Genomic DNA, 537 nt, shown 5'->3' with positions numbered 1-537 from the left:
ATTATTACGAGTTATACATGCGAATGGAGCTTCTTTTTTCTTTATCTGTATCTATATTCACATTGGGCGAGGAATCTACTATAACTCATTCCGCTCCTCTAAAGTATGAATTTCAGGAATTATTATTTTATTTATTTTAATAGCAACAGCTTTTGTAGGATATGTCCTTCCTTGGGGTCAAATATCCTTCTGAGGTGCTACAGTAATCACCAGTTTATTTTCAACTATCCCCTATTTAGGGCAAGACCTAGTCCAANAATATCCTTCTGAGGTGCTACAGTAATCACCAGTTTATTTTCAACTATCCCCTATTTAGGGCAAGACCTAGTCCAATGACTATGAGGAGGATTTTCAGTGGGTAGCCCCACCCTTACTCGATTTTTTGCTTTCCATTTCATTTTACCTTTTATTCTTATAGCTATAGTAGGAATTCATTTAATTTTTCTTCATGAGAATGGGTCCAATAATCCTTTAGGATTAAATTCAGCCCCTGAAAAAATCCCTTTTCACCCTTATTACACCTTCAAAGATCTAGTA

Annotated in this window: 1 protein-coding gene and 1 pseudogene; both read left to right on the top strand. The window is 35.4% G+C overall.

Translation table 11 applies throughout. The features are described from left to right. Positions 1-13: 13 nt before the first annotated feature. Positions 14-193 (top strand): annotated as a pseudogene (locus tag NET03_RS13890) (cytochrome b N-terminal domain-containing protein). A 161-nt stretch (positions 194-354) separates the two neighbouring features. Then, the coding region (locus tag NET03_RS13370; RefSeq protein WP_252129384.1) for a cytochrome b N-terminal domain-containing protein at positions 355-537 on the top strand (183 nt) is incomplete at its 3' end.

Origin of the sequence: Thermomicrobium sp. CFH 73360 (assembly GCF_023806465.1) — a bacterium.
In the GTDB taxonomy this organism is placed as follows: Bacteria; Chloroflexota; Chloroflexia; order Thermomicrobiales; family Thermomicrobiaceae; genus Thermomicrobium.
The sequence above is the reverse complement of the archived record's forward strand: the minus strand, read 5'-3'. Positions and strand labels throughout refer to the sequence as shown.